Annotated in this window: 18 protein-coding genes and 2 tRNA genes; 6 read left to right on the top strand and 14 right to left on the bottom strand. The window is 57.4% G+C overall.

Going from position 1 to position 26,575, the window contains the following annotated elements:
• On the bottom strand, positions 1–446 hold a 446-nt coding region (locus tag AC3B5A_RS02265; RefSeq protein ID WP_489798535.1), incomplete at its 3' end, for a MarR family winged helix-turn-helix transcriptional regulator.
• A gap of 211 nt (positions 447–657) precedes the next feature.
• A complete protein-coding gene (locus AC3B5A_RS02270; protein WP_489798537.1) occupies positions 658–1,458 on the bottom strand; it encodes a YaaA family protein in 801 nt (266 codons plus the stop codon).
• Positions 1,459–1,641: 183 nt separating this feature from the next.
• Here AC3B5A_RS02270 and AC3B5A_RS02275 point away from each other — a divergent pair, with 183 nt between their 5' ends.
• Both AC3B5A_RS02275 and AC3B5A_RS02280 read left to right on the top strand, forming a co-directional pair.
• Positions 1,642–2,220: a xanthine phosphoribosyltransferase gene (locus AC3B5A_RS02275; protein ID WP_489798539.1), complete on the top strand. Its 579-nt coding sequence runs from the start codon at positions 1,642–1,644 to the stop codon at positions 2,218–2,220.
• Positions 2,221–2,397: 177 nt separating this feature from the next.
• Positions 2,398–3,753, top strand: a complete 1,356-nt coding sequence (locus tag AC3B5A_RS02280) for a nucleobase:cation symporter-2 family protein (RefSeq protein WP_489798925.1) — start codon at positions 2,398–2,400, stop codon at positions 3,751–3,753.
• A 103-nt stretch (positions 3,754–3,856) separates the two neighbouring features.
• On the opposite strand, the gene AC3B5A_RS02285 is transcribed toward AC3B5A_RS02280, so the two are convergent.
• The 4 genes from AC3B5A_RS02285 to guaA all read right to left on the bottom strand — a co-directional run bounded on the left by AC3B5A_RS02285 (position 3,857) and on the right by guaA (position 9,570).
• Positions 3,857–5,158 carry an MFS transporter gene (locus AC3B5A_RS02285; RefSeq protein ID WP_489798541.1) on the bottom strand — a complete coding sequence of 434 codons (1,302 nt, stop codon included), beginning with the start codon at positions 5,156–5,158 and terminating at the stop codon, positions 3,857–3,859.
• A 167-nt stretch (positions 5,159–5,325) separates the two neighbouring features.
• A complete protein-coding gene (locus tag AC3B5A_RS02290) occupies positions 5,326–6,510 on the bottom strand; it encodes an ArgE/DapE family deacylase (protein WP_489798542.1) in 1,185 nt (394 codons plus the stop codon).
• 85 nt (positions 6,511–6,595) lie between these two features.
• On the bottom strand, positions 6,596–7,879 hold the full coding sequence (locus AC3B5A_RS02295; RefSeq protein ID WP_489798544.1) for an MFS transporter: 1,284 nt from the start codon (positions 7,877–7,879) through the stop codon (positions 6,596–6,598).
• 128 nt (positions 7,880–8,007) lie between these two features.
• Positions 8,008–9,570 carry a glutamine-hydrolyzing GMP synthase gene (guaA, locus tag AC3B5A_RS02300; protein WP_489798545.1) on the bottom strand — a complete coding sequence of 521 codons (1,563 nt, stop codon included), beginning with the start codon at positions 9,568–9,570 and terminating at the stop codon, positions 8,008–8,010.
• 447 nt (positions 9,571–10,017) lie between these two features.
• Here guaA and AC3B5A_RS02305 point away from each other — a divergent pair, with 447 nt between their 5' ends.
• The 3 genes from AC3B5A_RS02305 to AC3B5A_RS02315 all read left to right on the top strand — a co-directional run bounded on the left by AC3B5A_RS02305 (position 10,018) and on the right by AC3B5A_RS02315 (position 15,950).
• The gene (locus AC3B5A_RS02305; RefSeq protein ID WP_489798547.1) at positions 10,018–12,495 is read left to right on the top strand and encodes a phosphoketolase; all 2,478 of its coding nucleotides are present in this window, start codon (positions 10,018–10,020) and stop codon (positions 12,493–12,495) included.
• A 316-nt stretch (positions 12,496–12,811) separates the two neighbouring features.
• Complete coding sequence (pta, locus tag AC3B5A_RS02310; protein ID WP_489798549.1) at positions 12,812–14,491, top strand: phosphate acetyltransferase; 1,680 nt, start codon at positions 12,812–12,814, stop codon at positions 14,489–14,491.
• 229 nt (positions 14,492–14,720) lie between these two features.
• Positions 14,721–15,950 (top strand): acetate/propionate family kinase, encoded by a 1,230-nt coding sequence (locus tag AC3B5A_RS02315; protein WP_489798551.1) that lies wholly within the window; start codon positions 14,721–14,723, stop codon positions 15,948–15,950.
• A 776-nt stretch (positions 15,951–16,726) separates the two neighbouring features.
• On the opposite strand, the gene AC3B5A_RS02320 is transcribed toward AC3B5A_RS02315, so the two are convergent.
• The 3 genes from AC3B5A_RS02320 to aroA all read right to left on the bottom strand — a co-directional run bounded on the left by AC3B5A_RS02320 (position 16,727) and on the right by aroA (position 20,329).
• Entirely contained in the window at positions 16,727–18,406 is a 1,680-nt protein-coding gene (locus AC3B5A_RS02320; protein ID WP_489798553.1) for an InlB B-repeat-containing protein, read from the bottom strand.
• Positions 18,407–18,518: 112 nt separating this feature from the next.
• Positions 18,519–18,656, bottom strand: coding sequence for a hypothetical protein (locus tag AC3B5A_RS02325; protein WP_489798554.1), 138 nt, complete (start codon positions 18,654–18,656; stop codon positions 18,519–18,521).
• 194 nt (positions 18,657–18,850) lie between these two features.
• Positions 18,851–20,329: a 3-phosphoshikimate 1-carboxyvinyltransferase gene (gene aroA / locus AC3B5A_RS02330; protein ID WP_489798556.1), complete on the bottom strand. Its 1,479-nt coding sequence runs from the start codon at positions 20,327–20,329 to the stop codon at positions 18,851–18,853.
• A 298-nt stretch (positions 20,330–20,627) separates the two neighbouring features.
• On the opposite strand from aroA, the gene AC3B5A_RS02335 reads away from it, so the two are divergent.
• Positions 20,628–21,371 carry an OmpH/Skp family outer membrane protein gene (locus tag AC3B5A_RS02335; RefSeq protein WP_489798558.1) on the top strand — a complete coding sequence of 248 codons (744 nt, stop codon included), beginning with the start codon at positions 20,628–20,630 and terminating at the stop codon, positions 21,369–21,371.
• Between the two features lie 26 nt (positions 21,372–21,397).
• Here AC3B5A_RS02335 and AC3B5A_RS02340 read toward each other — a convergent pair.
• From AC3B5A_RS02340 to AC3B5A_RS02360, 5 genes are all read right to left on the bottom strand, one after another.
• Positions 21,398–21,474: transfer RNA gene (locus AC3B5A_RS02340), tRNA-Pro, on the bottom strand.
• Between the two features lie 121 nt (positions 21,475–21,595).
• A complete protein-coding gene (locus AC3B5A_RS02345) occupies positions 21,596–22,522 on the bottom strand; it encodes a Nif3-like dinuclear metal center hexameric protein (protein ID WP_489798560.1) in 927 nt (308 codons plus the stop codon).
• 99 nt (positions 22,523–22,621) lie between these two features.
• Complete coding sequence (gene polA / locus AC3B5A_RS02350; RefSeq protein ID WP_489798927.1) at positions 22,622–25,456, bottom strand: DNA polymerase I; 2,835 nt, start codon at positions 25,454–25,456, stop codon at positions 22,622–22,624.
• Positions 25,457–25,521: 65 nt separating this feature from the next.
• Positions 25,522–26,307, bottom strand: coding sequence for an ANTAR domain-containing response regulator (locus AC3B5A_RS02355; protein ID WP_489798562.1), 786 nt, complete (start codon positions 26,305–26,307; stop codon positions 25,522–25,524).
• A gap of 87 nt (positions 26,308–26,394) precedes the next feature.
• Positions 26,395–26,468, bottom strand: a tRNA-Leu gene (locus AC3B5A_RS02360).
• Positions 26,469–26,575: the final 107 nt, after the last annotated feature.

The following is a 26,575-nucleotide window of genomic DNA, read 5'->3' on the forward strand; positions in this document are numbered from 1 at the left end:
TTATTGATCACTCTCGTCAAACTGCGTTCCAGCGCACGCTGCTCCTCTTCATTCAGACCACTGACGATGCGCTTATTCACCTCATCCATCACGGTGCGAATATCGCCAATATGGCGGTCAATGACATCAAACCCATGAGATGAGAGCGACAACACCACTTGCCTGCGGTCACTCTGCAGATGCGATATGTCAATAAGCGTGGCAGCTTCAAGGCGCCGCACTATACCGCGCATAGTTGGATGGCTGAGTACAAAGCGGTCAGCGACTTCCTTCTGCGTCACCGTGCGCCCTTTGGAATCATAGAGATACACCAGTAACGTCACTTGGGGGCCGGTCAAGTCAAGACCCGGCACCAGTCCCGATACCCTGTTGTTGAGCTCGCGTTCGATAAGCGTGTTCGCAACTTTGATGCGCGGCCCAATAGTGCCCAAGGCGGTGTCTTCCATGGTCTACCCCTTTATGTAGCTGACTACGCTTGCCTTATTCTTTACATCGCGCAGACGTGCCTTTCTTTCCAGCTTATCGGTGGGTGTCGGACAGTAACAAACAGCAGCAGAAATCGCCCTGCCGAGAGCCACACACCAGCATTGTTCATAGCAAAAATTCGTAGCATGCCAAGTTCTTTACCTGCGTATTCTCATCCACCAGTTCTGCGTTCTACGCTCCATACGGCGCAAGCGTGAGCACTCGCCTATTGTCCGCCGCCTCAACACTCACCTCGCCTATTGTTCGTGCCACCTCGGCCACATCGACGTTTCTCCCCCTGCCGCCCGCAGGTTCACCACCGACGGCATCCTTCTGCGCATCAAGCAGTGCTCTCGTCAACCTGCCACGGTAACGCTTGGCCATGTGCGAGACGACTTTGCTATCACTGTTCAGCACTCGCACAGTCCACCATGGCACATCACGATATTGCGTGACTTGGTATGCCTCGGAACGCATATCGACAATATCCTGTCCATCATTGCCAACGCATTGCGCCATACCGCCACCCTGTTCTCCCGCCGCTTGTCTTTCCACCCTACGAGCTTCCTGCTGCGCAAACACACGCTTCCAGTATGCCTTCACGCTGCCCAGTTCAGGCAGTTTGGCGCCCATCGCAAGCCGGTAGGCCGGAATGAGATCCTCCCCACTCGTCACGCCGAACAATCCCGAGAATATGAACACGTCATCTCCGGCGTGCAACTGTGCCGCTTCATACAGCACCCCGGTGTATACCTCTCGCGCCGGAGCGCACGGCAGCTCGCACAACCGCCTCTGCGCCAACACTTCAGGCTCCACGCGCGCACCCACGCCAAGTACCCGTGCGCCATCCTCCCGACAGGAGACCTCAACCAGCTCCTTTACCACTCGCGCCCTGGCATCGCCAAGCTGCGGGCAGAGCAATGCTGCATAGTCGAGTTTCGGTCCGGCTGCCGGCGCGGTCTTACCTTCTGAAGGCGGAAGCAATATGTGCATGAGGCCATGGTAATCCAGCCCACACCGGCAAATATGCCTGCAGCTCACATCGGCACGCACCTGCCTCACTCGTCACCGCTCACAGCTAAGCTCGGAAGCCTAATCAACCATATAAATGTGGCTTCCGAGCAAGGCCGGAATCCATGTTTCCATCGAACCGGCCGAAGGCATGAGAGGGAAACCATGAAAGAACTGGAAGACAGGATTCGCCAAGACGGTACCGTCAAGCCTGGTGACGTGCTCAAAGTGGACGCCTTTCTGAACCATCAATGCGATGTGACCTTGTTCGACCACATGGGAGCAGAATGGGCACGCCTGTTCGCCGGGAAACGTGTGGACAAAATCCTCACCATCGAGGCCTCCGGCATCGGCATCGCATGCTGTGTGGCCAGCCACTTCGGCAACGTACCTGTTGTGTTCGCCAAGAAGACCCAGTCCATCAATCTTGACGGAGACCAGTACCAAGCCAAGGTCTACTCCTACACCAAGCAAAAAGAGTTCCCCGTCATTGTTTCCAAGCGATTCCTCTCTGCCGGTGAACATGTGCTGCTCATTGACGATTTCCTGGCGAACGGCAAAGCCATGAGGGGCCTCATCGACATCTGCAAGGAAGCAGGCGTGGTGATTGAAGGCATCGGCATCGCCATCGAAAAGGGCTTCCAAAGCGGAGGCAAGGAGCTGCGAGACGCAGGATACGATGTGGAATCACTCGCCGTGGTCAAGTCCATGGACGGCGACAAAGGCACCATCGAATTCGCCTGATTGCAAGTCACGCAGGCGCTTCCCCGCCTCCGCTCATTGCAGTTCCCATTCCACTGTGAACACGGGTCTCCCCGAAGCGTAGAATGTTGCAGGTCAGCACTATCTCGTTTTCACTGAAAAGAGACCCTTTTGAGCACTGATCAGCAACGCGGGGATTCTTCCTCGCAATCGGCAAACATATCCACAGCCCCTTCTGCCCAGCCAAAACTTACCACCGCGCAAGCCTTGACCTCGCTAGACGGCAAAATCTCCTTCTGGAGAGGTATCCCGTTCGGCCTCCAGCACGTCATGGCCATGTTCGTGGCCAACCTCGCGCCCATCTTCCTGGTCACCGCCGCCGCGCACCTCACCTCCGAGCAGTCGGCCATGATTATCCAGAACGGTCTTCTGGTGGCGGGCCTGGGCACTTGCTTGCAGCTCTACCCCCTCTGGCGGGTCGGCAGCCGGCTTCCCATGGTCACCGGCATCTCCTTCACCTACGTGGCCGCGGCCACGGCCATCGTCGGCAAGCTTGGCTTCGGTGGCCTCATGGGCGCCGTCATCGCCGGCGGCTTTGTAGAGCTAATTCTTGGACTTACGGCCCAGTGGTGGAAGAAATACGTGCCGCCGATCGTCTCGGCCATTGTGGTCACTACCATCGGCTTCTCCTTGCTCTCCACCGCGGCCTCCTCGTTCGGCGGCGGCAACGGCGCCAAGGACTTCGGAAGCTGGCAGAACTTGACGCTCGGCCTCATCTCGCTGGTGGCCTGCCTGGCCTTCCAGCTGCTCGCGCGCGGCACGGCCAAGCAGCTTTCCGTGCTCTTCGGGTTGGTCGTAGGCTACGTGGTGGCTGTGCTCATGGGCAAGGTCGATTTCTCCGGTTTCTCGCACCTCCAAGTCGTAAGCCTCCCCCATTTCATGCCTTTTACTCCAAAGTTCGACGCCGGCTCGATCATCTCGTTCGCACTGCTGTATGTGGTCTCGTCCGTCGAGGTGCTCGGCGACACCGCGGCCCTGACAAAGGTCGGCCTCGACCGCCTGCCCACCGACAAGGAAACCAGCGGCGCCATCGCAGGCGACGGTCTCATCTCCATCGTTTCCGGCTTTTTCGGCTGCCTGCCGCTCACCTCGTTCGCACAGAACATCGGCCTGGTTTCCGTCACCAAAGTGGTCAACCGCAAGGTCATCCTCTCCGGCGGCCTGCTGCTCATCATCGCCAGCTTCGTGCCCGGCGTGGCCCAGGTGTTCAACTCCATGCCGCAGGCGGTGCTTGGCGGGTGCACCATCATGATGTTCGGCAACATCATCCTCTCCGGCTTCCAGATGATCGCCGAAGCGGGCTTCACCCAGCGCAACATCACCATCACCGCGCTGAGCCTGACCATCGGCCTGGGCTTCACACAGGTGAGCGCCATCTTCAAGAACTTCCCCGCGCTCTTCCAGTCCATCTTCGCCACCAACCCGATTGCCATCTCGTTCGTGGTGGCGGTGATTCTGTGCCTGGTCCTGCCGAGCGAAAGGCACTTCCTCGCCACCCCGCACCGCGAGGGGTAGGCGCGAGGAATAAGTGCAGGATTACAACGACTGAGATAAAATGAGGCGATGCCAGCTTAGTGATGGCATCGCCTCATTTTATTTGCGGACTTGCGCAACGAAACTACTTGGCTTCAACCTTGACCAGCTGAACGGCAACGGCGGTCAGAGCGCACACCACTGCCAGGAACATGAACGCCGGGGTGAACGAGCCACCGGACATGTTCACGATCTGACCGGTCACCATCGGGGCGATGAAGCCGCCGAGCGTGCTGCCGGTGTTGATGACGCCGATGGCCGAGCCGATGGTGCGTTCTGCCAATATGCGGTGAGGCCAGGCGAACGTGGCCGTGAAGGCGAACATGACCGCCAGGCTGGAGCACATCATCAGCAGCGCCGCCACCGTAAGGTCGCTTGCCGCCGCGAACGCCGCAGTGAACCCCGCACCGATAAGCGAGGAAACGGCGATTGCCGCCTTCTCGCGGCCTGCAAAGAAACGAGTCATCACACTGCCGGAACACAACGAAGCCACGGCGCACACCACGGTATTGAGCGAAAGAATCCAAGTGCTCTGCACGGCGGTGATGTGGAATTTGGTCGTGATGAACGAGGCCTGCCACGACATGTCGCCGAAGAGCACCACGTTGAGCAGCAGCATGACTGCGAAGAGCACGATGACGTTGCGGTCCCTGATGACCTCACGCAGGCCGATCTTCTCACATGCGGACGCGGTAGCATCATCCTGATCCTGCGCCGTTCCGGCAGCAGTCCTTCCATCGTCGGAGCCGGCCCCGACCCGTTTGTGCCCGGGAACAAAAATCCAGACAGCCAGGAAGCCCACCACGTAAAATGCTCCAAGCACCGCGTAAGCCACGCGCCAATTGGCCGCCACCAGCTGATTGCCGAGCGTGTAGGCCAAGACACCGCCAATGCCGGAGGTGGAGACGAGCAGCGACTGGGCAAACGTACGCTTACCCGGCGCGAAGCAGTCGGCGACGGTGCGGCTGCTGGCCGCCGGATAGCCGCCGTGACCCATGCCGGAGACGATGCGGATGAGGATGAACAATGCGAACCCGCCGACGACACCAAAGAGGAATGCCGCTATGCCGCACGCCGCCAGCGAGGCCATAAGCACCCGTTTGGAGCCGAACCGGTCGGCAAGCCAACCCGCGGGGATCTGGGTGAGTGAGAAACCCAGGAAGAAGAGCGACATGATCAGGCCCGTCTGCCCGGTGTTGAGACCGAATTGCTTTTCAAGCGGCATCACAGTCAGGGAAAACATGCTTTGATCCATATAAGCGACGGAATAGCCGGCCATCAGTGCCGCGATCAGCGAGGCACCTCCCCTGCCGGCCATTTTAGCCGGCGATGTTGCCGCTGCCGTCACTGCTTGCGTTGACGTTCGCTCACTATCGAGTTTATTCATTGAATCCATAATATGCACTTTCTGTCACGAATTGGCATATTCCAAAATACCGTCAGAAACCTCTGATCTCAATGAAAGAATATACAAAATTATAGCCCCACATTGTAGCAGGGCTATAATTCATGCAGCACTTAGTGCCATATATACGTTACTGGTTTCGCGTCCGGTCACTCCGCCCCAAGATAGCGAGCGGCAATCTCCTCGTACATGCCGATGAACTCGAAATACATGGCCTTCGGCAGGCTTTCGTTGACGCAATGCATGGTGTCATTGCCCGGCCCGAACATGGTGCACGGCTGCCCCAGAGGCTTGTCGACCAGCAGTTTGCTGGCATCCGTACCACCGGAAACTCCGACGAGCTCAATGGAAGCCGGCTTGCCCTGCTTAGCCAGGCTTGCCTCGCCCACCTCACGGATGATGTCGTTGAGCCGCGCTTCCTTGGCTCCGATGACCGGCACGATGTCCATACCGATTTCGTAGCTCACCTGCGCCTTGTGATCGGCGTTGAACTTTGCCACCTCTTCATCGATTGCCTCAAGGATGGCCTTGTTGGAGAACTCGGGGATGATGCGCATGTTGATTTCGGCGTGCGCGGTCTCGGGAATCGTGTTGACCTGGCTGCCGCCGCGAATCACGTCGATGTTGAACAGCGTCTCGCCAAGGTCTGCGTTCTTCACACCGGCAACCTCACCGCGGATACGCGTCTTGAGCGTCTCCAGGAACTCGACCAAACCCTCAACGGCGTTGGCGCCGAGCTCGGGCATGGAGCTGTGGGCGGCCTTGCCGTTCACGGTAACGTCGAGGTTGAGCTCGCCCTTGGTGGCATAGACCATCGTGTATCCGGAAGGCTCGCCAATGATCGTGGCCTCCACGTCCTTCATGTATCCGGCATCGTAGAGACGCTCGGCACCCGGCATGCCGACTTCCTCACCGGCGGTGGCCAGCAGGCGAACCGTGCCGTTCAGCTCGTTTTCGCGCTGTTTGAGGTGCAGCATGGCGATGACCATCGCCGCAAGCCCGGCCTTCATGTCGGTCACGCCGCGTCCGAACAGCAGGTCGCCGTCCTCCACCACCTCGAACGGGTCGGTGTTCCAGCCGTCCTGTTGCGCGGAAACCGTGTCCATATGGCCAGTGAGCACCAGAACCGGAGAGCCATGGCCCACCTCGGCCACCAGGTTGGCGCGTGTCGGGTCGTCATCGAACGGCAATACCTCGCTGTGCACTCCAGCACCTTCGAAGATGCGCTGTATTTCGTCGGCCACGACCTTCTCATTGCCGTTTTCGGTGTGGAAGCCTACGAACTTGCGCAGCAGTTCCATCTGAGACATTTCATCAGTGAATAGTTCAGCCATTATTGCTCCTTGCATATCGATATTGATAGCCTTGTTAGACACTCTACCAATTATTTATCTGATACATTCTCGAATGGAGAACAAATTATATTGCGTGTGGAACCAGACGCCGCTCGTAGATATCGCGGTGCTTAATAATGACAACGCCCGCAACGAACAGCAACACCACCAAAACAAACACCATGACGATCACCGGTGTCCACGAATGCAGCGCCTCATCGACCCAGCCGAACGCCACCGGCCCGATGGCGGCAAGCACGTAGCCGCCGGACTGCGCCATGCCGGAGAGCCGGGCGGTGTCGTCCGCGGAGGATGCACGCCGCTGGAAGAATACGATGCAGATGCTGAAGGCCGCTCCTTGGGCGAGTCCCATAAGCACAGCGCACACTACGTTGAGCGTCATGTTGGCCCCCGGCATCAGCAGACCGGCAATCGCGAGCACATAGCAGCCGGCGATGATGGCGTTGACCCAGGCCATGCCGTGCTGATGTTTCGCGATGGTAGGCACGCTCAATGTCATAGGCATGCCGAGCAGTTGCAGGATGGTTGCCAACGTGCTTGCAGCGGCCGGGCTGAAGCCTTTGGCCTGCCAGACGCTCGGCATCCACGTGACCAGCGAATAGTAGATCACCGACTGCAGGCCGAAGAACGCCAGAATCACCCACGCCAATGGAGAGCGCCATGGCGAGCGCCTCGGCGAACTGGTTTCGACAGTATTGCCCGCAGCCTCCCCATGAGTCGAATTCGATGCTGCATTACGCGCGACATCGACTGCCTGCCCTTCAAGTCCGGCTCGATCCGCCTTGCGGTCACCGACCCATACCACAAACCAGACCGCCAGCGCCAACGGAGCCACCAACGAGAGCAACGCTATCGCCGACTGCAGGCCGACCTTGCCCGCAAGCACACCGGACGCCGCGGTGCCAACCGATGCCATCAGACCCATGACTGTGGTGTACAGCGTGGTCTTCGAAGCGGTGGAATTTACGAAACGCTCCTTGATGACCGCAGGCAGCAGCACATTGCCACCGGCGATGCCGATACCGACCACAGCCGTGCCTACCATGAGTGCCAGCGAAGTGGGAATAATGCGCATGTAGCTGCCTATGGTGAGCAACGCGAGCGTGCACATCAGCGTGAACTCATTGCCGTGGCGCGACCCCAATCTGCCGATCAGTGGCGAGACAAGGGCAAACATGAGCAGCGGTATGGTGGTGAGCAGCCCGGCCCATGAGGTAGGCAGCCCGATGGCGTCTTTGAGGTCTCCCAGTATCGGCGGCATCATGGTGATCGGCAATCGCAATACTGCCCCTGCCAGTACCAAGCCGGCCACCGCCAACACCGTTCCTGACCGTTTGACGACTTTCACCTATGCCCCCTGTCATAAAAAAATCCTGTGACGCAACCGTACTGGTATGCGTCACAGGACATCGAATCCATATATTCACCGTATCACGGCAAGAACGTCGTGAAACGTCTAATATCCCACATCTGGGCTCACTCCCACTCGATGGTGGCCGGCGGCTTGGAGGTGCAGTCGAGCGCCACGCGGTTGATGCCGGGGCATTCGTTGGTGATGCGCGTGGAGATGGTGGCCAGCACGTCGTAGGGCATGCGGTACCAGTCAGCGGTCATGGCGTCCTCCGATGTGATCGGGCGCAGTACCACGGGAGAACCGTACGTGCGCTCGTCGCCTTGCACTCCCACGGAATGAACGTCGGCAAGCAGCACCACCGGGCACTGCCATACGTCGCGGTCAAGCCCGGCCTTCGTCATCTCCTCGCGCGCGATGGCATCGGCCTCGCGCAGCAGATCGAGGCGCTCTCGCGTAATCTCTCCGATGATGCGAATACCCAGACCTGGGCCGGGGAACGGCTGACGCCATACCATCGCTTCCGGCAAGCCCAGCTCGGTGCCGATGGCGCGCACCTCGTCCTTGAACAGCGCGCGCAGGGGCTCGATGAGTTCAAAGGTGATGTCGTCGGGCAGGCCGCCCACGTTGTGGTGCGACTTGATGTTGGCGGCCCCGTCACCGCCGCCGGATTCCACTACGTCTGGGTAGAGTGTGCCCTGTACCAGGAACTTTACTTCCTTGCCCTGCGCTCCGGCCTCTTCGATGACGCGCAGCTGCGCTTTTTCGAAGGCGCGGATGAACTTCTCGCCGATGATCTTGCGCTTGCGCTCGGGCTCGGTGACACCTTTCAAAGCGTCGAGGAAGTCTTCTGAAGCATCAACGGCGATGAGCTTGATGCCTGTGGCCTGAACGAAATCGTGACGCACCTGCTCGGCCTCGCCCTTGCGCAGCATGCCGTGGTCGATGAAGACGCAGGTGAGCTGGTCGCCTATGGCCTTGTGCACGAGCGCAGCGGCAACGGCAGAGTCCACGCCGCCGGACAGACCGCAGATGACCTGTGCGTCACCCACCTGCTCACGGATCTTCGCCACCTGGTCGTCTATGATGTTCGAGGCATTCCAGTCGTCATCCAACCCGGCGCACCGGTGCAGGAACGTGGAAATAAGCTCCTGTCCGCGCGGCGTGTGCTTGACTTCCGGGTGCCACTGCACACCGTACAGTTTGCGCGATTCGTCCTGCATGGCAGCGACCGGCGCACCTTCGGTATGCGCCAGCACCTCAAAGCCTTCCGGCGCCTCTTCGACGGCTACACCGTGGCTCATCCATGTGTCTTGATCTGCTGGAGAATCAGCCAACACGCCTTTGGCATCGTCGATGACTGCCTCGGTCTTGCCGTACTCCCCCAGTGCCGCTTTATCAACTTTGCCGCCAAGCTCGTGAGCCATCACCTGGAAGCCGTAGCAAATGCCCAGCACGGGCACGCCTGCCTCAAAAACCTTCTTGTCAATGCTCGGCGCCCCAGGCGTGTACACCGAAGCTGGGCCACCGGAGAGAATAATGGCTTTGGGGTCCTTGGACAGCATCTCGTCCACAGGCATGGAGTGCGGCACCAGCTCGGAATAGACGTTTGCTTCGCGTACGCGCCGAGCGATGAGCTGGGCGTACTGAGCGCCGAAATCAACGACGAGCACTGGACCGTTTGCCATGAGTTCTCCTTTAATACCGTATGTCATGTGGAGTCGGACCGACTGTATATGCTGACCATTGTCTCGGTGCAAGCCGACAAAGAAGCGCAATATCGTGGCGAGCGAAGTACACAAAACAACACGTTTCGAACTACAACACACAGCATGTACTTGTTTGAAACGAACATGAACATTTGTCAAAATCGCCTCGTGTCCCAACTGGGACAAGGATTAAGTGACGATTGTTTTCAAAAATCGAATGAACAAATCCGCTGGAATAGTACACAAATTCTACCAAAAACAACACAAAAACAAACTTAGCCGCAAAAAATCGTTCAAAAGTCCCCGAGACACCGTAAAATCTCTTGCGACAGGGGTTGAATATGAACGGCGCTTCGGCACCGGGAACTTCACCCCCAGCAGAAAACAAACAATCGCACAGACATGTGCAGAAGTACAGGAGTACACATGACAAGTCCTGTTATTGGCACCCCGTGGAAGAAGATGAGCTCCCCGGTCTCCGAGGAAGCTCTCGCGGGCGTCGACAAGTATTGGCGCGCCTCGAACTACCTTTCCATCGGCCAGATTTACCTTCGCAGCAACCCGCTGATGAAGGAGCCCTTCACCCGCGACGACGTCAAGCACCGTCTCGTTGGCCACTGGGGCACCACTCCGGGCCTGAACTTCCTGTTCGGCCACATCAACCGCCTCATCGCCGATCACCAGCAGAACACTGTGTTCATCATGGGCCCTGGCCACGGCGGCCCCGCAGGCACCTCGCAGTCCTACCTTGACGGCACCTACAGCGAGTACTACCCGAACATCACCAAGGACGAGTCCGGACTGCAGAAGTTCTTCCGTCAGTTCTCCTACCCGGGCGGCATCCCCTCCCACTTCGCTCCTGAGACCCCCGGCTCCATCCACGAAGGTGGCGAGCTCGGCTATGCTCTGAGCCACGCCTATGGCGCCGTCATGAATAACCCCAGCCTCTTCGTGCCCGCAGTCGTGGGCGACGGCGAAGCTGAGACCGGCCCTCTGGCCACCGGCTGGCAGTCCAACAAGCTCGTCAACCCCCGCACCGACGGCGTCGTGCTGCCGATCCTGCACCTCAACGGCTACAAGATCGCCAACCCGACCATCCTCGCCCGCATCCCCGATGAGGAGCTCCACGAGTTCTTCGAGGGCATGGGTTACGAGCCCTACGAGTTCATCGCCGGCTTCGACGACGAGGACCACATGTCCATCCACCGTCGCTTCGCTGACCTGCTCGAGCAGATCTTCGATGAGATCTGCGACATCAAGGCCGCGGCGCAGACCGACGACATGACTCGCCCCACCTACCCGATGATCATCTTCCGCACGCCCAAGGGCTGGACCTGCCCGAAGACCATCGACGGCAAGAAGACCGAGGGTTCCTGGCGCGCCCACCAGGTGCCGCTTGCTTCCGCTCGCGACACCGAGGAGCACTTCGAGGTGCTCAAGGGCTGGATGGAGTCCTACAAGCCTGAAGAGCTCTTCGACGACAAGGGCGCAGTGCGTCCCGAAGTCACCGCGTTCATGCCTGAAGGTGAACTGCGTATCGGCCAGAACCCGAACGCCAACGGCGGCCGTATCCGCGAAGAGCTGGATCTCCCCGACATCGCCAACTACGAAGTCAAGGAAGTTCAGCAGTTCGGCCACGGCTGGGGTCAGCTCGAAGCCACCCGCAAGCTGGGCGACTACACCCGCGACATCATCAAGAACAACCCGGATTCGTTCCGCATCTTCGGACCTGATGAGACCGCTTCCAACCGTCTGCAGGCTTCCTACGAAGTCACCAACAAGCAGTGGGACAACGGCTACCTCTCCGAGCTGACCGACGAGCACATGGCCGTCACCGGCCAGGTCACTGAGCAGCTCTCCGAGCACCAGATGGAAGGCTTCCTGGAAGCCTATCTGCTCACCGGCCGCCACGGCATCTGGAGCACCTATGAGTCCTTCGCTCACGTGATCGACTCCATGCTCAACCAGCACGCCAAGTGGCTCGAGGCTACCGTTCGCGAGATTCCGTGGCGCAAGCCCATCTCCTCGGTCAACATGCTGATCTCCTCGCACGTGTGGCGTCAGGATCACAACGGCTTCTCTCACCAGGATCCGGGCGTGAGCTCCGTCCTGCTGAACAAGACGTTCAACAACGATCACGTTGTGGCCGAGTACTTCCCCGCCGACGCCAACATGCTGCTGGCTGTCTCCGAGAAGGCCTTCAAGTCCACCAACAAGATCAACGCCATCTTCGCAGGCAAGCAGCCCGCCGCCACCTGGCAGACTCTCGACGAAGCTCGCGCCGAGCTCGACAAGGGTGCCGCTGAGTGGGAGTGGGCTTCCACTGCCAAGAACAACGATGAGACCCAGGTCGTGCTGGCTGGCGTCGGCGATGTGCCGACCCAGGAGATCATGGCTGCCTCTGACAAGCTGAAGGAATTCGGCATCAAGTTCAAGGTCGTCAACGTGGTGGACACCATCAAGCTGCAGTCCCCCAAGGACAACGACGAGGCTCTGAGCGACGCTGAGTTCACTGAGCTCTTCACCGCCGACAAGCCGGTGCTGTTCGCGTACCACTCCTACGCCAACGACATCCACGCGCTGATCTTCAACCGCCCGAACCACGACAACTTCAACGTTCACGGTTACAAGGAGCAGGGTTCCACCACCACGCCGTTCGACATGGTTCGTGTCAACGACATGGATCGTTACGAGCTCGTGGCTGAGGCACTGCGCATGGTCGACGAGAGCAAGTACGCTTCCGACATCGAGAAGCTGGAGCAGTTCCGTAAGGACGCCTTCCAGTTCGCCGTTGACGAGGGCTACGATCACCCGGATTACACCGACTGGGTCTACTCCGACGTCGACACCGACAAGAAGGGTGCGGTCTCCGCGACTGCAGCCACCGCCGGCGACAACGAGTAGTTGTTCCTTCAGGCTGCGCTCCACGCAGCACTGACTGAACGCTGAATAAAATGTGAGGGCATCGGATTTTCCGTTGCCCTCACATTTTATTCTCGCAGCTTTTGCTGCGTACTGGATATGGCAGGGTACGTCCGATGTCCTATTGTCCGATGCCACACGCCACACGCCACACGCCACACGCTCACACATAAGCCTCAACTACCAGTACCAAGCACAGTGAGATGTCGCACACATTATTCTTCGGCACGTTCTACAATAGTTCCGGTATCTATCGGGTACCGTAGGAACAAGGGTGTCCATACAAAGGAGTTCAGCAGTGCCGAACAAGGTCATTTACATCGCCAGCCCAGAGGGCGGCAACGGACGTAACGTCGTAGCGTACGGAGTCACCAGAGCACTCAAAGCACAAGGGAAAACAGCTGTTTTCCGCCCAGTGGCTTGTAAGAAACATGATGAACTGACTCCACTGCTGCTACAAGCGGCGGGTGGCTGGCAGGTGCCTGACAGTGCGCGCGCTTTGTGCCCACGCGTGGCTCGTGAGAACAAAGCCGGTTCCAGAGGTGACATCGTCGCTGCCTTCCACGACGCATTGGACGCAGAAGATCCCGCCTACACTGTGGTGGTGGGTACTGACGGTTCCAAGGTGTTCGACCCGGAAAACTTCACTTTCAATGCCGATATAGCGGCCGATGTGGCAGCGCCTGTGTTCCTCGCCGTGTGCACCATTCCGCGCGACGGAAAGCAGGTCAAAGCCACTGTAGAAGCTTGCACACGCAGCGTGCAGAACGCGGGCAGCATAGTCGCAGGAGTGTTCGTCACCGGTTGCACTGATGAGAAGGCAGCGGACGCAAAAGAGGCTCTCAAGGACTCTCCTGTCCCGGTCTGGACGATTCCGGCCGTCGATTTTCCCAGCAGTAACCCCAATGCAGAGACCGAAGCGGCACAAGCTTTTGACAGCAACGCTCCCAGCAGCCAAATCGTAGCTGCACTCAACACGCCGTTCAATGCACCTACCACTCCCTACGCATTCCAGAACAGCCTGTTGGCCCGAGCCAAGGCGAACAAGAAAACCATCGTGCTGCCGGAGGGTGAGGAAGACCGCGTCATCAAGGCCGCGGATTACCTGTTGGAACGAGATATCGCCAACCTCATCGTGGTGGGCGATAAAGATACCATTCTTGTCCGCGGTGAAGAGCTTGGGTTGCACTCATTGAGCCGAGCTGCGTTCCAGTCCATGGATGACGAATCCGTGCTCAAACCCATGAGTGAGAAACTGTGCGAGCTACGCGCCAAGAAGGGCATGACCGATGAGCAGGCACGCACCCAGCTGCGCGATCCAAGCTATTTCGGCACCATGCTCGTAGTGCTCGGCAAAGCAGACGGTCTGGTTTCCGGAGCCGTCAATTCCACCGCCAACACCGTACGCCCCGCCCTCCAAGTCATCAAAACAAAACCGGGTGCATCGCTCGTCTCCGGATCATTCCTCATGTGCTTCAAGGACCATGTGGCAATTTTCGCCGATTGCGCGATTAACCTCAACCCGAACGCCGAACAGCTGGCCGATATTGCCATCCAATCGGCAGACACAGCTCGTTCCTTCGGCATCGACCCGAAGGTGGGTATGCTGTGTTACTCCACGCTCGGCTCCGGACAAGGCCCGGACGTGGACTTGGTGGAAGAGGCAACTGAGATCGTCAAGGAGAAGGCGCCGAACCTTCCCGTCGTCGGCTCCATCCAATTCGATGCCGCGTGGAGCCCCACTGTCGCAGCAACCAAAGCCAAGGGCAACGACGTGGCCGGGCATGTCAACGTGTTCGTCTTCCCCTCGCTCGCGGCAGGCAACATCGCTTACAAGGCCGTGCAGCGTACTTCTGGGGCTCTTGCCATCGGTCCGGTGCTTCAAGGCCTTAATAAGCCCGTCAACGACCTCTCGCGCGGCGCTCTAGTAGAAGACATCATCAATACAGTGGCTCTGACCGCCGTTGAGGCCCAGTGATGCCATATGCCTGGTGATAGTTAGATGACGGCTAGTCCGCCATGCAAACGCTGAATTATGCGAGTCTGTTTGTTCCTCTGTTTCAGAGAATACAGACTCGCATATTTTTATCATCACTCATCACAGGCTTACACACACGCCGTATGTAACCTCTGGCGAGTAAGCTGAAGCTTGGTAGCCGCACAAGTTCCGTGCGGATCAATTAATCCTATTTGGAGGACGGACAGCAATGGCGAAAACCGTACTTGTCATCAATTCAGGTTCCAGCTCAATCAAATATCAGCTGGTGGACCTCGAGTCAGGCGAAGGCCTGGCTTCCGGTCTCGTCGAGAAGATCGGCGAACCCATCGACGGCCACTACAAGCACGAATACAACGGTGAGAAGCATGAGCTCGAAGAGCCGATTCACGATCACGAGCAGGGATTGAAGCGCGTTCTGGGCTTCTTCGAGGAGTTCGGCCCCAACCTTAGCGAGGCCGGCATCGTTGCCGTGGGTCACCGCGTGGTGCAGGGCGGGTCCATCTTCCCCAACCCCGCTTTGGTCAACGACAAGACCATCGGCCAGGTCAAGGATCTCGCTGTGCTCGCTCCCCTGCACAACGGTCCCGAAGCTGCCGGCGCTGAAGTGATGACTTCCCTGCTTCCCGATGTGCCGCAGGTCTTCGTCTTCGATTCGTCATTCTTCTTCCAGCTGCCCAAGGAAGCCAGCACCTACGCGCTCAACAAGGAAATCGCCGATCAGTACAAGATTCGCCGTTACGGCGCGCACGGCACCAGCCACGAGTACGTAGGCTCTGTAGTGCCGGACTTCATCGGCAAGCCCGCCGAAGGTTTGAAGCAAATCGTGCTGCACATCGGTAACGGAGCCTCCGCTTCCGCACAGATCTCCGGTCGCCCGATGGATACCTCCATGGGTCTGACCCCGCTCGAAGGCCTGATGATGGGCGGCCGCACCGGTGACATCGACCCGGCTGTGGTCTTCCACCTGATTCGCAACGCCCACATGAGCGTAGACGAGCTTGACACGCTCTTCAACAAGCGTTCCGGCATGTTCGGCATGACCGGTTTCGCCGATATGCGCGAAATCGACCGCCTCATCAAGGAAGGAAACGAAGACGCCATCCTCGCCATGGACGTCTACATCCACCGCATCGTGGGCTACATCGGCAACTACACCGCACAGATGGGCGGCGTGGACGTCATCACCTTCACTGCCGGTGTGGGCGAGAACGACGACGAGGTGCGTCGCCGCGTATGCGAGAAGCTTGCACCCTTCGGCGTGAAGATCGACCTGGAGGAGAACGCCAAGCGTTCCAAGGAACCCCGTATCCTCTCCACCCCCGACAGCTCTGTGATCATCGCTGTCGTGCCAACGAATGAAGAGCTGGCCATCGCCCGCAAGTCCGCAGCCATCGCAGCCGAGGGCAAGGACTCCTACGGTAACGAGTTCGCCAAGTAGTTAGGCTGCCTTGTAGTCGCAATGTCCAGTAGTCGCAATGCCCAAGTGGTTTGGCGGCCGCGACTTGTTAGCTAGGCCCCAGCCAATGAGCTGCAACAAGAGTGGTCGTAAGCTGCGCATCGTGAACGGCTTACACTCATCTGGGCGTTGCCGCCGATAAAGTGGCGTTGATTTGGGGTGGTATGCACAAGAACGTACATACCACCCTTTGTTATATTTTCAGACATACTTCGCCATGCCCTGGTCATCTCCGCAGCAAGCCGCAACTACTCAAACGGTGTTCTCATCCCCCCATACTCCACGAGACACTCCGTGCATTCCAAGCAATCGCCCAACGGCCAACGCCGCACGTTCAACGCTGCACGCCCCACCGTCGCCCCACGCAACAGAACCGTCGCTCACATCATCTCAGCGACGGTTTAGGCGCGTACACCACACCAAACGCAACGGAACCGACACTCACACCACCTCAGCGACGGTTATGTTGCATACCACTCGCCTTACGCAACCAAACCGACGCTCACTTCCAATCAGCGTCGGTTATGTTGCGTACACATCCAACACAACGCACCCGCACACTCAACAGTAGTCAAGCCAACACCGGCATTTACTCAGCGACGGTTCCGCTACTTCCCACACACCAAACGCAACCAAACCGACGCTCATATCACCTCAGCGACGGTTCAGACGCTTCAACCTCACGCAACGCAGCGGAACCGACGCTTACACTCGATAAGCGACGGTTCCGCTGCGTTAACGATTAGCCTTCTGCTACCTCACCGAACCATGCGACGGGTACGCCACCAGCGAAACACAGATGTTGCGACCATCAAAACAATCGTCACCAACATCGAAACAGCAATACCCTGACCGCCAGTAAACGGAATCACAGACTGATTCGCTACCCACTGAGCGTATAAGGTCACACCTCCGACCGGTAACCGCTCATATGACTGACTAGGCCAATACAAGTCACCGCTACCATCAGGCTTCGTGTTCCACCCGTTGAACTTAAACCCATGACGATTAAACCCGCTCGATGACACTACAGCGCTCCCATCAGTCACGCCAATGGTAGGATCAGTGGTTCCTGTCACCACACCGTCGCCAGGATTCGGATTGTACGTAATATTCGCCGATAATGGTTGCCACCCGGCATACACCGTCGTATCCGACAGCATCGGAGTCGAAAAATCATAGGCTGTATCCCCATCAAACGAACCGCCAATACCAGAGCCACCAACACCCGAACCTGTGCCAGAAGTCTTCCAACCAGTGAACTTATATCCTGGCACCCTACTCGTATCCCCTACCGTCCAACCAGACTGATCGGTCGCACCAAGGTTAAACCCGATCGTCTGCGCATTCGGAGCGACAGGAGCAGCATGCCCAGTAGGCGTGTTCACATCAAATGACAACGTCTTATCGCTACCCCACACCGCATACACGGTGATACCAGGAAAAACCATCGTCATCGTAGTTTTCATATGAGGTTGAGCATCAGACCATTTGGATGCATTATCAATAAACGGCTGGCGAGTATCAGACCAACCCAAGAATCGCGCACCCGGCTTAGCTAGCATCGAGCTATCCCAACAATCCGAATCCTTCGCACCAGTCGCTAACTCGAACGAGCCACCATCCACATAGCTCGCATAACAGCCCGTCGTGCCAACACCCTCAACCTGAACTGGCAACGAACCGGTACCACCGTTCGCATCATACGTCAACGGATAAGTCCCGATAAACCTGACATCATCCACATCATTGCCTGTACTGTACGAAAGTCCTTCCACACTTTTGAACGCGAAACGCGTCACCGTCTGTCCTTCTGGAATGGTATACGAACCCGTGTAGGTCTCCCACTGTTTGTCGTAGACGTTCGAGTTAAGGGACTTCGTAGCGATTACCGTGCCCACGGGGCCGAGCGCATCCCCGCCCCCGTTCACCGACACACGTACAGCCGGTTGCGCAGCGCCCTCCTGACCGGGAACACCAATAACCACGCTCATCTTATCCACATGCGAACTCTGCGTCGACGCATGCTTGAGACTCCACGTATACACCGTTCCCGGCACGGTCGCAATATCCTGGTAGATGCTTGTACCCGCCTGCGAACCGACAATCTCCGCATATGTATTGTTATTGCCGTATTGAGACTGCAACTCAACCTCGTTGGTGCGCAGCTGCGGGCCTGGACCGAGACTCGTGTTCGTACCGACCTCGGTGGAGTCCCAACCAAACTGATCCGGATCAAATTCAGTGCCGAAGCTGGACCACTTCCAATAATTCGCAGCTCCCGTATTGTTCGGATTGATGCATGCGTACACTTTTCCTCGCCGCTCAATAGCAGTGGCCGCCGCCACAGGGCAATTATACGGTTGAAAATACGACGGATATTCAAAGTCACCGTTCACCAGATGGTCAGGAATCGCCAACCGAACGCCAACACTCATTGCAGCACCAGCCGCATCAGAATCACCCGCACCATCACCGCTGTCGGCGCGCCCCTCGCCAGAAGCGCCGCCCGGCGCTCTATCAAATTCACTTCGCGAAGAGGCAGTTAGATTACTCCCCCCCCCCGCGAATCGCGGAATCACCATCAGCATCCGCCGAAGCAAATGCAGAAATCCCCAACACTGCTACCAACGCCACTGCCGTAGCCGACGCAGCCACCGCGCGACGCCTGACGCCCAAACGAGTCATCTCACACCTCTTCACCAGCAAGCGCGTATGCGCCGTACCGCAATCCTACACTGTCAGCATAACAGAATCCGTATATATTCACCAAACCTCATAGGATACCTTACAAAAAGGTTCCTGCATCTTGGCCATCAAGACGATCCACACCCCACACATCCAATCCCAGAAACCACCGAGGCATCGAAACTGGTGACAGTTTACTCAGCTGAACCGGTACCAGCCAGCATCGCACTCCACATACCGGTGAAATCAGGAATCGTCTTGCGCGTGGTCGCCACATTACGGACTTGCACCCCAGGAATTGCAAGGCCGATCATCGCGGCGAACGTGGCCATGCGGTGGTCTGCATACGTCTCCATCACTGCGCCGTGCAGCTGCTTGCTCGGCACCGGGAGAACTCTGATGCCATCCTCAAGCTCAACTGCATCCGCACCAATGCGCTTGATTTCCATTACAAGCGCCGCCAGTCGGTTCGTCTCATGCCCACGCAGATGCCCGATGCCCACCAGCGAAGTCGGGCCGTCCGCGAGCGCTGCCAAGGCCGCGATGCTCGGCGCAATCTCTCCAGCTGCCGACAGGTCAAACTCCCCTAATCCGTGCAACTCGCCATCACCGGTAACTTGCAATGTGCCGTACGCCGCTGCTGTACCAGCTCCTGTAATATGGGCCGAACTGTCGCCGCAATGCTCATCAAGCGCATAGGGTTGACCGTTCCATGTCACCTGTGCGCCCATCAGCTGCAGCACGGCGGGCAGCAGACCACCTGGCTGCGTAGTATTTGCCGGCCAATACGGCACCTGGACACTGCCACCGGCAATCAACGCAGCCCCTAAGAACGGCGCGGCGTTCGACAGGTCTGGCTCTACCACCACTTCCTGCGGCAACTGCAACGGTCGAGGTTTCACTTCCCATTCGCCAGGCTGCGGAGCTTCCACTTCGCCGCCGGCGAGCGACACGTCGGCCACGGTCATATTGATGTGCGGCATACTGGGCAGTTTGCTACCAGTGTGACGCAGGTGAAGCCCGTTCTGTAGCCGTGACCCCATGAGCAGCAGTGCCGAGATGAACTGGGATGAGGAGGATGAGTCGATGGCAACGTCGTTCGGCTTGGATTGGGTGTCAGCGTGTTGCTCGGTGCACTCTGCAGACTCCGTGTGTGCAGGCGGAGTCAATACGAATGGCAGGCGCCCCGGCTCTCCTTGGTATTCTATGGTCGCACCCAACTGTTCCAATCCGTCTAATACCGGGCCCATGGGGCGTTTGTAGGCTTGCTTGTCACCATCGAAGCGCACCGGACCGTCAGCAAAGAACGCCACACCGGGTACGAACCGCATCACCGTTCCGGCAAGACCGCAGTCGACGGTCACGTTGCCGCGAAATCGGCCACCTGCAGGAGGGGTGACGAGCACCGCGGTGACGTCGTCTTGGCTCGTTTCGATAGTGACACCCAAGCTACGCAGCGCTTCCATCATCAGTTCGGTGTCTCGTGAGCGCAGCAGCCCTTGAATCTGAACCGGTGCTTTGCCCATTGCGGCAAGAATAAGGTAGCGGTTGGAAAGCGACTTGCTGCCGGGAATCGAAACAACAGCGCGCAATGGTCCGGATGCTGTCGGCGCCGGCCACGGGTCGGGTAAGCCCTGCGCGTTGGAAGTTTGGTGTGAAGCTACGTTGGTCATATCAAACTCGATTCTTACGTTTGTCAGCAGAGCGGATGCCCCAGGGTTATGCTCGTACCGTCGCAATCGCCGACAATGCAGTGAGCTCACCACTTATTGAGTATCAATATCGTTGATATTAAGCCGTTCTACCGACTTCATACCGAACACCGCGAACGGTTTCAGTTGCACCCCTTCATTGATCGCTGACACATTGGTGTCACACCTCTTGATATCAAGATATCAGGGCAACATTAATGCTCCTCTCTTATATAATGTTGTATATACCTAATTCAATGACGTTTCAAGGAAAACAATCATGGCGAATTCAGCACCATCTCAACATGAGGATACTGAGACAACAAGCACCATCGCTTTCGAACCAGATTCGACACAACCACAACCACAACCACAACCACAACCACAACCAACAGTATCAATACCCACAGCGGCCGCTTCACCCACTGCCGTGCCACCAAATCCCAATAAGCGCAAGCTTGGTTGGAAATCCGTCGTCGCGGTTATCGTCGCTTTTCTTCTTGGTATCGTAGCCGGAGCCGGCAGTCAAGGCGATCCGAAAGATTCACGGGAATACCGGGAGCTTAAAGATAAATATTCTGCCATCGACGACGAACTGGATACCAGCAAGCATGACCTGAAGAAGGCTGAGAAGAAGCTCGACAAGACACAGTCAAAACTTGACGAGGCGCAGCTCAAGGCCAAACGCTGGGATGACGAGCAAGACGCGAAAGAACAGGCCGAGAAACAGCAGAAGGAGGCGGAAGAGCAACAGAGACGAGACGCAGAAGAACAGCGGCGTCACCAAGATGCAGCCACCCCCGCGCCGCAAGTGCAAATGCCTTCCGCAACACCAGCAGCGCCGTCAAGTGCTCCTGCTCCCTCTCCGGCACCCACCGCTCCAGCGCCGCAGAGCGGTACCGTCGGCACCGCGCACGGAGGCACGTTCTGCTCATCAGAAGGCGCCACTGCACAGTCGGACAGAAGCAGCAACATTCTTACCTGCCGCGTAGCGTCAGATGGCAGACTCCGCTGGAAGAGGTAGAAGCTGGGCGGAATTTCAAGGGTTTTTGGTCGGGACGGCGGGATTTGAACCCACGACATCCTGCACCCAAAGCAGGCGCGCTACCAAGCTGCGCTACGTCCCGATGTGCCACACACTATAAACAGAGCATCAGCACAGCTACTTACTGTAGCGCATCCTCTTCCCAAAATAGAAGGTTAACGCCACACCAGTGCGTGCCGTTAGCCCGCACCTGTATTTTGCGATTACTCCACCGTACCTGGAAGTACCAATTGCCATGGGTCAGTCACTGCGTCGATATGCAGCGTATGCGGCATGAAACCGGTATCTTGCCTTATCGCTGCCGAGACATCTTCCAATGCGTACCGGAACCACAACGATTCGATGGCAGAATGTGGGGTGTTGATCAACGCCGGTCTGGGCTGGCGCATACCCTGATATATCCCGTGCGATTCATCACCATGAGGCAGCACAGCCTCATAACGGGCCTGTTCCAACGCATCCGTAGCCGGGTGGTGGCGCAAATCACTGGTTACATACACATCCGCGCCTGAGGCATGAACCTCATCCAAATTGGAGTCGCCCGATCCCGGCAGCACCGCCACACGTCGTATTAGTGCGTCCAAGTCACCTCCTACCTGCACACCATATGGAGTTTGCGGCAACACCTTGGCCACCCGCTGCGCGAACTCCCGCAACGTCATCGGTTCGGCCAACTCACCAACCCGGCCAAGCCCGATATGATGGCCGTCATATGTTTCCTGGTTGCACAGAGGTTCTTGATCATTCAGTCCGAAGGCATCCGCTGCAGCTTGTGCCACACCACGATATGCCACGTCGGCGTTCGTGTGCCCTACCCATAACGCGCAATGGTTACGGTACAGTTTGCTCACGATGGCTCCGTGCACGCTCATCGCGGACACCTCGTGCACGGAACGGAAGAAGAGCGGATGGTGGCATATGAGCATGTCAGCTCCGGCTGCGATGGCCTTATCAACCACATGCATGGTAGGGTCGACCGCGAAGGCGACGGTAGAGACTCTGTCTTGCGGGTCACCCACTACCAGTCCGGGATGGTCCCACGTTTCGGCGAATTGCAGCGGATACAAACGTTCGAGAGAACGTACTACCGATACGAGCTGTGGCGCGTGAAGGTCTGGATTCATACTCATGTCGTCTTCTCCTCTACCGATCTGATCGCTCGCGCCATGTAGGCGCATCCTGCACATTCAGCGCACTGCAGTCCAAACGTGCAACAGACCAATCTTATGTCAGTGCGCAGCCGCCTGCCAGTCGCCACCGACTCCGATAGACACATCCAACGGCACCGCCAAGTCAACCGCATGCTCCATGGCGTCGCGTACCAGTTCACTTACCTGCTCACGCTCCCCTGGTGCTACTTCAAGCACCAATTCGTCATGGATCTGCAGGATCACACGGCTCTTGACCCCTGCCTGCTGCAGTGCGTCATCGGTACGAATCATCGCGATCTTCATGATGTCTGCCGCCGTGCCTTGGATCGGCGCGTTCAATGCGGCCCGTTCAGCAGCGTCACGCGCTGTACGACGGGTGGATTTCAACCCGGGGAAGTAGCGGCGACGACCGAACATGGTCTCCGTATACCCGTTCACACGAGCGTTTTCGACCAGTGACTCCAAATATTCGTGAACCTTGCCGAAGGTGGCAAAATATTTTGTTTTGAGCACATCGGCTTCAGCTGGGCTGATTTTCAGCTGCTGAGCCAGGCCGAACGTACTCAGACCATAAGCCAGACCGTAGCTCATCGCTTTAACGTGGCTGCGCTGGTCACCGGAAATCTCATCTACAGGCAAATCGTATACCAAACTTGCCACGTAACGGTGGAAATCCGCGCCCGATTTGAATGCATCAATCAACGCCTCATCGCCTGACAGATCAGCCATAATGCGCAATTCGACCTGCGAATAATCGCAGCTCAGCAGTGACTCATACCCTTCTGCCGGCACAAATGCGGAACGAATCTCACGGCCTTCGGCGTTGCGGTTCGGAATGTTCTGCAGGTTCGGGTCCACTGAGCTCAAACGTCCCGTAGCTGCCACCGTCTGCTCGAAAGTGGTATGGATGCGCCCGTCCCGCTTATTGACACTGTCGATAAGCGTCTGCACAATCTGCTTGAGCTTGTTGGTCTCCCGGTGCTGCAACAGTGCCCCGAGGAAGTTACTGGCACGCTCATCATTGGCATATTTAACATACATATTCTGCAATGTTGCGGCATTGGTGGTATATGATCCACCTTTGGTACGCCGCGATGGAGTCAGTGCCATCTCGTCGAACAGCACCACCCGTAGCTGCTTCGGGCTTTGCAGGTTGACTTCGTGACCGGCTGCGTCCCAAGCGATGCGCTGGGCTTGCTCAGCCTGCGACGAGAACTGTTCGAACAGCTCGTTCAATCGTACCTGATCAACTTTGGCGCCTGCCCGTTCAAGCCCCATCAGCACACGTGAAGTCGGCATTTCTATGCTGCGCAGCAGCCCGAACTGGTGACGCGTGTCGATTTGCTGCTGCAAGGTCTGTGCCAAAGCTTGAACTTCGGCTGCATGCAAGGCGTAACGGGTCTCGTCTTCATCTTCTTGCCCGTCTCCGTCCAAATCCAGTTCACCTTGTGCCTCCGGCTCGGGCATGGCGTCGATTTGCAAGAAATGCTGCGCCGCCTTATCAAGGTTTTCGGGATGGAAATCAGGGTGTATCAAGTAGCCTGCAAGCTTGGTGTCGAACGCCGGCTGCGGCAGCGATACACCGATGCATTCCAGCAGGTGCAAGTGCTCTTTATATCCGTGCACCACCAGTGACGAACGGTAATCGTCAACCACTCGCTGCACCACATCGTGACATGCCTGTGCCGTCTTCTGGCCCACCATGGCCAGTTCGCCGGCGACCAAAATCATGATCATGTCCAACGCCGTGTCTCCTGGCTTTGCTTTGCCTTCAGCGTGCAACACCCAGCTATGCTCCAGCGCTTCGGCACAGGTCGCATCTGCATCTACTGAGACCGTGCCGTCCCCAGGCAGAGCAGATTGGTCGTTCTCACCTTGTGCCGCAACGACCTGGGATGCCAAATGCTGCGACACCCAAGCCTCAAGCTCATCTGCATTGCGTATCTGCGTCACGTGAGGAATTTCCAACGCCGGCATTTCCGGCTTGGCAGAGGCATCTGCCAGTTCGAGCTCCACGTGCGCTTCACTGCCCATAAACGCACGGAGCAGACGATTCTTAGAGTTCCTGCCGAACTCGAGCTTGGTGATGACGTCATTCACTGCCTCTAAATCCACGTTACCGAACGTCAAATCGTCGACCGCGACCCCTAAGTCCATGTCCCGCACCACAGCGTTGACTTTGCGGTTGAGCTTGACCTGCTCGATGTTATCTCTCAGAGCTTCGCCTTTTTTCCCGCCGATTTCATCAGCATGATCAAGCACCCCCTGCAAGGAGCCATACTGGTTAATCCATTTTGCGGCATACCCGTCCCCCACTCCGGGAACTCCTGGGATGTTATCGGCACCCTCACCACGCATGGCGGCCAGATCGGGGTATTGCTGGGGTGTCACTTTGTACTTCTCGACAATGACCTCGGGGGTCATATGCTTCAGGTCTTTAAAATGATGCCCGGGATAGAGCACTGTGATGTGCTCGTCAATGAGCTGGAACGCATCCCTGTCTCCGGAAAGCACAAGCGTGCTGTATCCGGCAGCCTCACCCATGCTGGCCAACGTGCCGATAATATCGTCACCTTCGTACCCCTGACGTTCAAGGTACGTCACTCCAAGCGCTTTGAGCAGCTGCTGGATGATGGGAAGCTGAGAGAGCAGCTCTTCGGGAGCGGCATCCCTGGTGCCTTTGTATTGCGGCAACATGTCGTTGCGGAACGTGCCGCCCGACATATCGAACGCGACAGCCAGATGGTCTGGATGCTCAGCGTTGATGACACGGGAGAGCATATCGAAGAAGCCCCACACGGCGTTGGTGGGTTGCCCGGCTGAATTGGAAAAATTCTCCACCGGCAGAGCGTAGTAGGCACGAAAGGCAAGGGAATGCCCATCAATGACCAGCAGCGTCCCCTCACCGCTCATCGTGCCATTTGTCTCACCATTCTCGACCTGCTCGACTGCCACGCCACATCTCCTTATGTGTTGGGTTACTCGCCTTGCTCGGGAGACACCTTGGCATCACCGTACTTGGCGATGATGGCCATTGCCAAACGCTTCTTGGGGATGCGCTGATCCATCGATGTCTTCTGAATCCAACGGAAAGCACCTTGCTCGCTGAAGTCGGCCTTGTCCATGAGCAGACCCTTGGCACGATCCACGAGCTTACGCTCCTCGAGCGAATCTTCAGCAGCCTTGAGCTTTTCTTGAGCCGCTTTGAGGTCATCCTGAGCTTTTTTCAACTCGCTTTCGCCGCGTTCCACAGTGTCCAGCAAATCATTGATTTCAGCAAAACGGCCGATAGCTACTTCCAAGGCCGGAAGCAGTTTCGACTCCTCATAAGGCTTGGTGACATACGCCATCACACCGGCACCGGTTGCCTTGCGCACCAAATCGGTCTGAGAGTATGCGGTAAGAAGCACTACAGGAGCGATATTCTCATCGCAGATAGTCCCGGCCGCGGTAATGCCGTCCATGCCCGGCATCTGCACATCCATGCACACCACGTCCGGACGGTGCTTGCGGGTCAGTTCCACGGCTTCTTCACCATTCGCCGCTTCCCCGACCACCTCATAGTCGTTGTCCTCAAGCATGGCGACCAGATCCATACGGTTCACGGATTCATCTTCCGCCACCACTACAGTGTGCTTGCTTGGTTTCTTGGATTCCTGCGGATCAAACTCGGGAACTTCCTCTTCTACAGCATCCATCGCTGCAGCCGCTTTCAACTCTTCTTCAGTGAGAATCTCTTCCATAGTATCCGCCTCCGCATTCATATGTAATCAACGTCCTTACATCTCCAAATGTAAAGCAAAAAGTAAATACGACGAGTATTTTCAGCCATCGGCTTGCGTCGCTAAGCGTGCCCTTGGTGGGACTCGAACCCACACTGCACAGATTTTGAGGCTGTTTCCTCTACCAATTGGGATACAAGGGCTTGTATCTGTACCGCAGCCATACAACCGCAAGCACTTTGACTAATATAGCATGCTCGTTCGACTGTACACGCCAGAAGCGGTAAGTACATCAAGTAAATTTTGTTCG

Source organism: Bifidobacterium sp. ESL1133 (genome assembly GCF_058107325.1).

What these genes read in the sequence shown, in the direction of transcription:
- AC3B5A_RS02270 (WP_489798537.1), bottom strand. Translation starts at nt 1,458, where the DNA reads ATGCACATATTGCTTCCGCCTTCAGAAGGTAAGACCGCGCCGGCAGCC.
- AC3B5A_RS02275 (WP_489798539.1), top strand. Translation starts at nt 1,642, where the DNA reads ATGAAAGAACTGGAAGACAGGATTCGCCAAGACGGTACCGTCAAGCCT.
- AC3B5A_RS02285 (WP_489798541.1), bottom strand. Translation starts at nt 5,158, where the DNA reads ATGAATAAACTCGATAGTGAGCGAACGTCAACGCAAGCAGTGACGGCA.
- AC3B5A_RS02290 (WP_489798542.1), bottom strand. Translation starts at nt 6,510, where the DNA reads ATGGCTGAACTATTCACTGATGAAATGTCTCAGATGGAACTGCTGCGC.
- guaA (WP_489798545.1), bottom strand. Translation starts at nt 9,570, where the DNA reads ATGGCAAACGGTCCAGTGCTCGTCGTTGATTTCGGCGCTCAGTACGCC.
- AC3B5A_RS02305 (WP_489798547.1), top strand. Translation starts at nt 10,018, where the DNA reads ATGACAAGTCCTGTTATTGGCACCCCGTGGAAGAAGATGAGCTCCCCG.
- AC3B5A_RS02315 (WP_489798551.1), top strand. Translation starts at nt 14,721, where the DNA reads ATGGCGAAAACCGTACTTGTCATCAATTCAGGTTCCAGCTCAATCAAA.
- AC3B5A_RS02320 (WP_489798553.1), bottom strand. Translation starts at nt 18,406, where the DNA reads ATGAGTGTTGGCGTTCGGTTGGCGATTCCTGACCATCTGGTGAACGGT.
- AC3B5A_RS02325 (WP_489798554.1), bottom strand. Translation starts at nt 18,656, where the DNA reads ATGACTCGTTTGGGCGTCAGGCGTCGCGCGGTGGCTGCGTCGGCTACG.
- aroA (WP_489798556.1), bottom strand. Translation starts at nt 20,329, where the DNA reads ATGACCAACGTAGCTTCACACCAAACTTCCAACGCGCAGGGCTTACCC.
- AC3B5A_RS02335 (WP_489798558.1), top strand. Translation starts at nt 20,628, where the DNA reads ATGGCGAATTCAGCACCATCTCAACATGAGGATACTGAGACAACAAGC.
- AC3B5A_RS02345 (WP_489798560.1), bottom strand. Translation starts at nt 22,522, where the DNA reads ATGAGTATGAATCCAGACCTTCACGCGCCACAGCTCGTATCGGTAGTA.
- polA (WP_489798927.1), bottom strand. Translation starts at nt 25,456, where the DNA reads ATGAGCGGTGAGGGGACGCTGCTGGTCATTGATGGGCATTCCCTTGCC.
- AC3B5A_RS02355 (WP_489798562.1), bottom strand. Translation starts at nt 26,307, where the DNA reads ATGAATGCGGAGGCGGATACTATGGAAGAGATTCTCACTGAAGAAGAG.